7 protein-coding genes and 1 pseudogene are annotated in these 7732 nt (G+C 37.3%); 1 reads left to right on the top strand and 7 read right to left on the bottom strand.

Annotation, left to right across the window (positions count from 1 at the left end):
- The 5 genes from ACIFO6_RS02640 to ACIFO6_RS02620 form a co-directional block, all read right to left on the bottom strand.
- Positions 1–847 (bottom strand): hypothetical protein (locus tag ACIFO6_RS02640; protein WP_430037832.1); only part of this gene is annotated, 847 nt, incomplete at its 3' end.
- Between the two features lie 19 nt (positions 848–866).
- The gene (locus ACIFO6_RS02635; RefSeq protein WP_179031563.1) at positions 867–1064 is read right to left on the bottom strand and encodes a DUF5659 domain-containing protein; all 198 of its coding nucleotides are present in this window, start codon (positions 1062–1064) and stop codon (positions 867–869) included.
- A gap of 85 nt (positions 1065–1149) precedes the next feature.
- The gene (locus tag ACIFO6_RS02630; protein WP_430037829.1) at positions 1150–3975 is read right to left on the bottom strand and encodes a hypothetical protein; all 2826 of its coding nucleotides are present in this window, start codon (positions 3973–3975) and stop codon (positions 1150–1152) included.
- A complete protein-coding gene (locus ACIFO6_RS02625; protein ID WP_430037826.1) occupies positions 3908–4672 on the bottom strand; it encodes a hypothetical protein in 765 nt (254 codons plus the stop codon). The genes ACIFO6_RS02630 and ACIFO6_RS02625 overlap by 68 nt, the downstream gene beginning before the upstream one ends.
- Positions 4673–5009: 337 nt before the next feature.
- Complete coding sequence (locus ACIFO6_RS02620) at positions 5010–6242, bottom strand: hypothetical protein (protein WP_430037823.1); 1233 nt, start codon at positions 6240–6242, stop codon at positions 5010–5012.
- 229 nt (positions 6243–6471) lie between these two features.
- Between ACIFO6_RS02620 and ACIFO6_RS02615 the strand changes: the two genes are divergently transcribed.
- On the top strand, positions 6472–6753 hold the full coding sequence (locus ACIFO6_RS02615) for a tyrosine-type recombinase/integrase (protein ID WP_430037835.1): 282 nt from the start codon (positions 6472–6474) through the stop codon (positions 6751–6753).
- Here the strand turns inward: ACIFO6_RS02615 and ACIFO6_RS02610 are convergent.
- Together ACIFO6_RS02610 and ACIFO6_RS02605 are read right to left on the bottom strand one after the other, a co-directional pair.
- The gene (locus ACIFO6_RS02610; RefSeq protein ID WP_430037820.1) at positions 6696–7040 is read right to left on the bottom strand and encodes a hypothetical protein; all 345 of its coding nucleotides are present in this window, start codon (positions 7038–7040) and stop codon (positions 6696–6698) included. The genes ACIFO6_RS02615 and ACIFO6_RS02610 overlap by 58 nt on opposite strands.
- A 308-nt stretch (positions 7041–7348) precedes the next feature.
- Positions 7349–7732, bottom strand: a pseudogene (locus ACIFO6_RS02605) (ATP-dependent nuclease); the annotation flags it as partial.

The raw sequence follows: 7732 nt of genomic DNA, 5'->3' as shown, positions 1-7732 counted from the left end.
TCCAATTCAACAAACCGTTTTTAACATTAATATAGTCGTCCAACATATTCATTTGGGTTCCTGCAATATAACTTTGGGCCTCTATGTAATAACGTGCTTCCTTAATCCGACTATGGCGAAATTCATTGTCCAGCAGGGTAACGGATAATTGCTCCAGGTGACGCTCACCATCATTGACATATACACCCTGATCATACCGATACAAAAACGTACCATCAGAAAAACATTTCATATGCTGATCTAAAATATCTTTGCCATACCAGATAGGCTGAAACTTCTTATGCGTTCCGTGAATCTCAAAATATTTCATATAATTAGGCTCAATTGATTTGGGGGAATTCTCTCCTGCTGACTCATCATCGTGTTTGAACACATCTGCAATATCCACATGAGATGTAAGCTTAGAATTGCTTTGACTCCGGTGATATTCTTCCTCATGAGCTAACCATTCTATATATTGTTGGGCAATCCACTCTTGATATTCAGGATCATTCGCTTTCCGTTCTTCCTCTTCAATACGTTGTTCAAGTTCCCAATTCTCAAAAAACGCGATCTCCTTCTTGAAATACGCTCGTTCCGAATCAGTCATATATTTTTCATCCGTGTATGTCCACCACGTTTTACCACCATTATACGAAAACTCCAATTCATATGGAGAATATTCAAACTGTATCCGATACTGCTTATCTACATCTTCCTTGGTAATCGGCTTCCACATACCATCTATCCAAGCCTCTACTTGTTTGCCATTGCTATTTTTTCGTACATCCACCCGTTTTCCGTTAATGGTGAATTGGTCGGTATAATATTTGTGTTTATCATCGTGTTTTTGCAAAGCTATTGTCATATTGTTATGATCCCCCTTATTAATAGATATTATCGACTACCTGTTTAAATTCGTTATATTGTTCCATGGCTTTCCTTAACGGAGGCGAATCTTTGAATATAAATACTTTCCGATTCGAATCCTTTAGATCTACTTTTTCATCCATTTTATGAAATCGATTAAACATCAACCATCCAGCCATCCGAGACTGGGTAATGACAATGGTATGGCTATCCATATCTGACCTCCACATATATTAATGATTGGAATGTGAAAGGTAAATTCCTCCCACATCCCTCTCTACCGGCTGACAAGCCGCATAGTTAAGCTCGGAAGTCTGCTAGACAAGTGATGGAAGCTTTCGTTGTCTTAATAATATGTTTAATCGTTATAGACTTGTGCATATAGCAATTGAGGATGGAATCTCCTGCTTTGCGAGCAATACTCAATCCTTCAGCCACGCCAAGCCAGTCTCGGTCATTGAACACGGTATACGTCTGCCCCACTATTTTCTCAGCTACTTCTTTGGGATTCCATGCTTTCTTTTCGCTGCTTACCAAGGAAATTTTATAGTCAATGAGATCATCGAGCTTCGCATCCTGTCGTTTGAGGTACTTATCAGGGATACTCATATCTTTGCCTTCAGGCCATTGCAATGTGTAAGCTTCTCGTTTCATTACCGTGGTATAGTTATGGCCCAGCCACTCAAGGGTATGTTCATCGCTCTCTTTTGCCTGCTGGATATATACTTTATCTTTGTTCTCATAATGAAGCTGTACATTTTGCAGCATTCCTTCACTGGCAACCACCCAACAAAAGGAATAATTTTCATTCGAATTTTTCGCTTTGGAGTCCACGTAAGTCTTCCGCACAGCAGCCGTAGCAAGTAGAGAAGGACAATCGCATATGCTTTCCGATACTGCCTTCGTTTCCCGATATAGCTCCGCAAATTTGGCATCCACTTCTTTTCGCAATCGCTTCTGCTTCTCGTCTGATGCGAATGGATTCAGGCTTTGCTTCTCTTTCGCTAGCTCTTTATTTCTTTGCAGGAACGTATCATAAGTTGTCTTTAACGCATTGATGGTTTGATCCACATACACTGTATCCAGGTCGAAATTTTGAAAGTACTGATATACATTCTCAAATTGGTGTTTTCGAATCTTTCGATCTGTATCCTCCAGCATAATTCGATTTACATATTGCTTAAACGAAAACATGGACTCGGCAAGCTTATCTAAAGCCGAAGTGTGCTCACGATCCTTGTTGTAGTTTTTTCCGTCTTTGAAAAATGTAAATTGTGGCTTCAACGTTCCAAACCGATATTGAATTACATCTGGAATGACAACCTGATCGAACAGACCCGATTTGGAAGCATCTATACATAGGGCTTGTAAATGCTTCATGATCGCAATTGGAAACTTGTATTGCAATAACCTTTCTTGCGCGTTAGCGATATTTTCTATCGTCGTATTGATATCGGTGATTTCTCCCGTTTTATCTTCAGAGCGAATAATAAAATCAATAACATTTGCCTTGTTCCATTCCTGTGAAGGAGCGGTGGATTTATCTGCATCGTTGACTTGTACCAGTGAATCAATAACATAGTCTGCCAACGATACTTTAGCTTGAACAGGAAATCGTTCCTCGAAATGCTTCTGGATATTTTCATTCAACAGGTCAAGTCGATTTTTACCGTGGTGTTCACTTTTTTCGTCATTAACCTTGAAATTATACTGCTGTAGGTATTCAATCTGAGTCTCTGCCAAGTTTAATTGTGTAGACAGAACCAGTAATTCATCGCCGTCCCTGTCTGCGCCGCCAAGACGATCTGGCTCTGTCCCTAAAGGAAGCTGCACAATGTTGTCGATATGACGAATAAACTCAGCATCCTCACCTTCATAATCCACAAATGTGGTTCGAGTGATTTCACTGAAGGACATGATCGGGTTCCTCGCAAATAGATTCTGACCTACTATCACACCACCACAGTAACTCTGCTTGGCAGATAGAAACCCTGTATATTTCCATGTATGGTGATCCGCTGCTGCAGCGTAAGATAGAAACGCTAAAATATCTTGTGTCACATACAGATACTTAGCTTCAATATAAAATTTACCCAAGCCCATTTCATCTATTTTATGGTCGATTACTTCCTTGATCGTTTGTCTTACTTTATGGTCGAATGCCAATTTTTTATTAAGGTGTAGAGCATGGATGGCATCGCTACATTGTTTACCAATCCCATTATCCGAATTTTCCTGATACACCAAGTGCAAAAATGCTTGTACATAGCGGAGATCTTCCCAGTCTAGCTCTTGTTTGCGATAGATACTTAATGCCCGATATATGAGGTCACCCTGCACATGGGATAAACACAAGATATCTCTGGCTTGCATATCCAGTGCCAGCAATAACTGATATGATGATTTTCGGTATTGTTCATGTACTGGCTTGACAATATTGGAAATACCAATCGCATCATAGCCATACTCGATCAGTTTAGACTGGTATGCTGTTATCGAGGGAAATAACCAGGCTTTCTCCTCTAAACCGTCTGGCTTTTCTCCGATCACTTGCAGCTTCGCTTTAAAAGTAGACTCGGTGGTCAAAATATCAATCTTATCCGCATCATGCCACGTTCCGAATATATCCTGAATCCGTTTCACATTATGCTTACGGAAATATCCATGAAAATCTACACAGGGAAAGAAGCCTTTGATTGCTGGCAAGCGTAATTGATAACCTGTAATCGTATAGTCCACTTCCAGAAAACGCTCCATTTGCCGTCCTAACTCTTTTGAGACCAAACCCATACCATCAAATACATTTTCCATGACCGTATGATTTTTTACTTCAGCTAATTGCAATCCCGTTGACCATGGTGTGATGGGGAGTTCTTTTTTCTCATACGGCTCAGTCTGGTCGATAGTCCATACGGGAACCGAAACGCCATCTTTCTTTTCGACTTTCCATGCAGGCTTACTAAGGTGCTCTAAGCACACTCGTCTGTTATTCTCTTTTTCCCAGCGACCAGCCGTTTTGTACTGTTCTCTATCGTTAGGTGCGATGGGAAGCTCAACTTTATGCTCTTTGACTTTTTTGATGATTTTTTTGGCGCTGCTTTTCATAGTGTTGTTCTTCTTCCACATAGGCTTGAAGCTTAACATATCTTCCTTCTTCTTCGGGTGTACGATGATATGGAAGGATCATCTCTACATCTTCCGTCACAGGTATTTCTTTATCGGGGAGGATGCAAATAGTTAGCTGTTTCATATCTATAGGAAAGAGATACACATCTGTCGTCATTAAGGCATTGCGCGTCAAGTTTTTAGATACGGTACATTGGGTCGGTTCAGTCCCAAGGGAAACATGTGCTTTCAACGCTTCAGCATATTTCCCCAGTACAAATAGCTGACGACATTCTTTGTTCTGAGCACCGGAAAGGACATTATCCAGAAATAAATAGGTATGCCGAGCAATCTCTTGACCGTTTGTATTTGAATAGATGGCGGTAAAGCCCTTTTCCAGCAAACGTTTGAGTTTGTCATTATCCTCCTCACTACGTCCACGTCCCGTTTCGATGGTCATGATTGGGAGAAGATTCTTCTTTTTTCTGATCGGCTTGCTATTATTGGAATTTGGATTAGAAGCATCTTGATTCGTTATGTACTCTGTTGTAGCATCGAATTTCTTGTTCATTATTTTCTCGTGCAAAATGTAATAAATAAAGGTTTCACTTGCTTGCTTTGCATCTGCTAAAGTATAGACCAGTGAAAATTCGCCATTTTGCTCTGTTACATCATCAAGTCGATATTGCCATATGTGGTATTGTCTTTTTTTGATCATACGCTTTCCTCCAATATTTTTAGTTTAAATATAGAACTAATGTTCTTATTTTATTATATCGAATATGCGTTCTCATTTGAATAGTTAGTGTAATATAATTTTTGAAAGTAGAAGAAAGTTTTTTGGGAAACGAGAAAAGAGACTATATTATTAAATCATTATTATCGCGCTCCCGATCCTTACCGGTCATTATGTATCTCCCAGAAAGACATGAAGAAGAGACCTAGCATCAGTTGCTAGGCCTTGACACTCGAGCTTCAATTTGATTAGTATGAATAAAATATGACTTTTACATCTTTATAAAATTTGTGATTTCTACGTTTTCTGATTGAAATTCCTACAACTCATCATCGGGAAAATCAGCCTCTGCGTCATAAAATGAGTTAGAATAGAAATCCCCCTCAAAATCTAACAAGTTAAAGTATTCCTCTTCAGACAGGTCAAATACTTTACAAATCAAAACTTTGTCATTACCCCATTTGTCTAAAATGAGATTTTTGCAACTTACTGTTAAACTTAATCCACCCATCAAATCCATATCATAAGAATCATAGTATGTCCTACTGTATATGAATTCTGATTCTAATATCATGAAAATTGAATTTAAAAGAAATTTATCAAATGAAATAGATGATTTTTTTCCACCGGATTGATCGTATATAAACTTCATTCTTTTCATTCTTTTTATACTTCTTTTCATTCTAGCCTTGTTCTCTAAATCTTGTTTTTTTCGTTCCTTACGAATCTCCTCTGACTCCAAATCAGTATAACCGTATGCTTTGAGGATTTCGTCTTGATCATTTTTGGGAAATTCAATATTTTTTTGCACGATACTCTGTTCATCATAGAAAAATTTTATCAATCTTTCATAATCATTCAAACTTATGTCTTCATTTATTTGCCCCAATTTTTGTATTAACGAACCAATAAGTTCTATAATAATTGGTTCATCCAACAACTTCATCTTGATATCCTTTATTGCATTTGAAAAGTCATAAGCTAAATCTGGATTAGGTATAAATTTATTATTAACTCCCTCTAAAATCTTTCTAAGTACATGTCTGTCGTTATCTAGTTCGGAATTGTATAAATTAACACATTCCTCAAAGAGATTGTATAAAACTAATATGTCAGTATGTTCTATTCTAGCTGTAAAATGAGTCAAACCATTACGTAATGTGTCCAATCTCATTAATTTAAAAATAAATTTCTCATCAAATCCTTCAACATTATAAAGATAAGCCAATATCTCATAAGCTTTAGTAAAGGAAACGGTATGTAACTTATTTTCTATTAGCGTGCTATCATTTAAAGCTCTCCTTTGTTTATGCATACTTTTGTAAGTTTTTATAACTTTCTGATAAGAGTTACTGTCTTGCATTTCATAAATCATAAAATTATTTCTAGACTGCAACAAAAATTTAAAAGTCAGCTCTAAAGCATTATGTAAATTAAGAATTAACATTTTGTAATTTTTAACATTTAAGCGATCATCAATGATATTTCTAAGATAGCCTTCTGAAACTTCAAGTGTTAATTTTATATTCTCTTCAATATCTAAATCAAACAAATTACTTTCCTCCTTGAATATGACCATAAATGATCTAAATTTATAAAAGTTCTAACAAACATCTTACTACTTAGCGTGACTCCTGAGAAGCTTAATTTTTCTTACTTCAAATTAAATTTTATCGTATGTAAAAACCAAACAGTGTGAGAATCTAAGGTGATCAGGAAGCAAAATGAATCTATTCTGTGTAATACACATTACGTCTTTAAAGACGTAACGGCAGTTCCTTCTGTTTGAGCTTAGCCCCCTTAAACCAAGAAATTTACTTCGCAGTTTCTATCGACTGATCAAATATGCAGATGTTCCTCCAATTCGTTTTCATGTTCTTAGACATACTGTGGCTTCCCTCATGCTTGCTGAGAACGTCAATCCCAAAATTGTAAAAGAAATTCTTGGACATTCGGACATAAGAGTAACGTTGGATATTTACTCTCATGTTTTACCTGTCGTTCATCAACAGACCGCTTTTGGGAAAGTTAGCTTCCGACGAGCTTCCCGGTTGCATTTGTGAACAAGTAGATGGAAAAGTTCCTTAAATACGGAAAATGGGACTTCGGCGGCTTTGGTTGAAAAGCGTGAATAATGGACGACAGGCAAGCCAGAGAGAGGCGCATAATCTACGCTGGATCGATAGCTGCTCCATTGTTCCAAGGCAGCCACACACCAGTATTGGAGTATATGGTATACCGTGAACTTGCGGCCTTTGTCTTCATAGCCTATTAACTTCACAACCCTTTGAACTTCTTCAGGAGTCAGCAGGGATTGAAGGATAGATGTAATCGTGATAGAATTTTTCATGAGATCATCTTCTTTCGGATTCGTTTGGTGGGTACCAACGATTCTATAGAAAAGACGATCTTTTTTCTACCATTTTGCGGTTATTCAACAGGCATGAGGAAATAGTTTACTTTTCAATTTAATTTGAACGGAGGTACTTTATTTTGAAGCGCTCTAAGGCTAACAAGGAGGTTCATTTGGGAGAATGGTTAAAAAAGATAAACTGAACATCCCCACCTTTTTTGGGTGGGAGAATGTCCAGTAAGGCTGGATAGACTATACTTTCAATGAATACCTTTCAAATGACCAGTTCAACTTGTTCGTTTAACTTAAATTGTTAGTGCGTCGTCCTTCTTCTTTTTTTCTGCTTCTTCAAGAGATTTTTGCTCAATCAGCCCGAGAAATAATTTTTCGTAATCTTCAGAAGTTGTGATTTTTTTGAAACCACCACTTGAAGTTAAATCTTTATCGCGATTTATTATTTGTTCAAATATACTTTCAACCAAAGTTCTAGCTTCGCTGTAATCGTTTTCTTTCTCTGCTTGTCCATCTAAAATTTGATAAATCACTTTCGTTTTTTGATCGCTTGAGACATCTCCAATACCAATAGCATTTTCGAAGTGAGTTATTGAACAAAATATTCTAATGTTATCACTGTGTTTAGAAGCATATATTTTCTGGCAATTAGTTAACTGAGCTTTAAGTGTAGAAGC

This window comes from Paenibacillus sp. NRS-1781, assembly GCF_050467745.1.
In the GTDB taxonomy this organism is placed as follows: domain Bacteria; phylum Bacillota; class Bacilli; order Paenibacillales; family Paenibacillaceae; genus Paenibacillus; species Paenibacillus terrae_A.
Note: the sequence above shows the minus strand (reverse complement) of the source record. Positions and strands in the feature narration are given on the sequence as shown.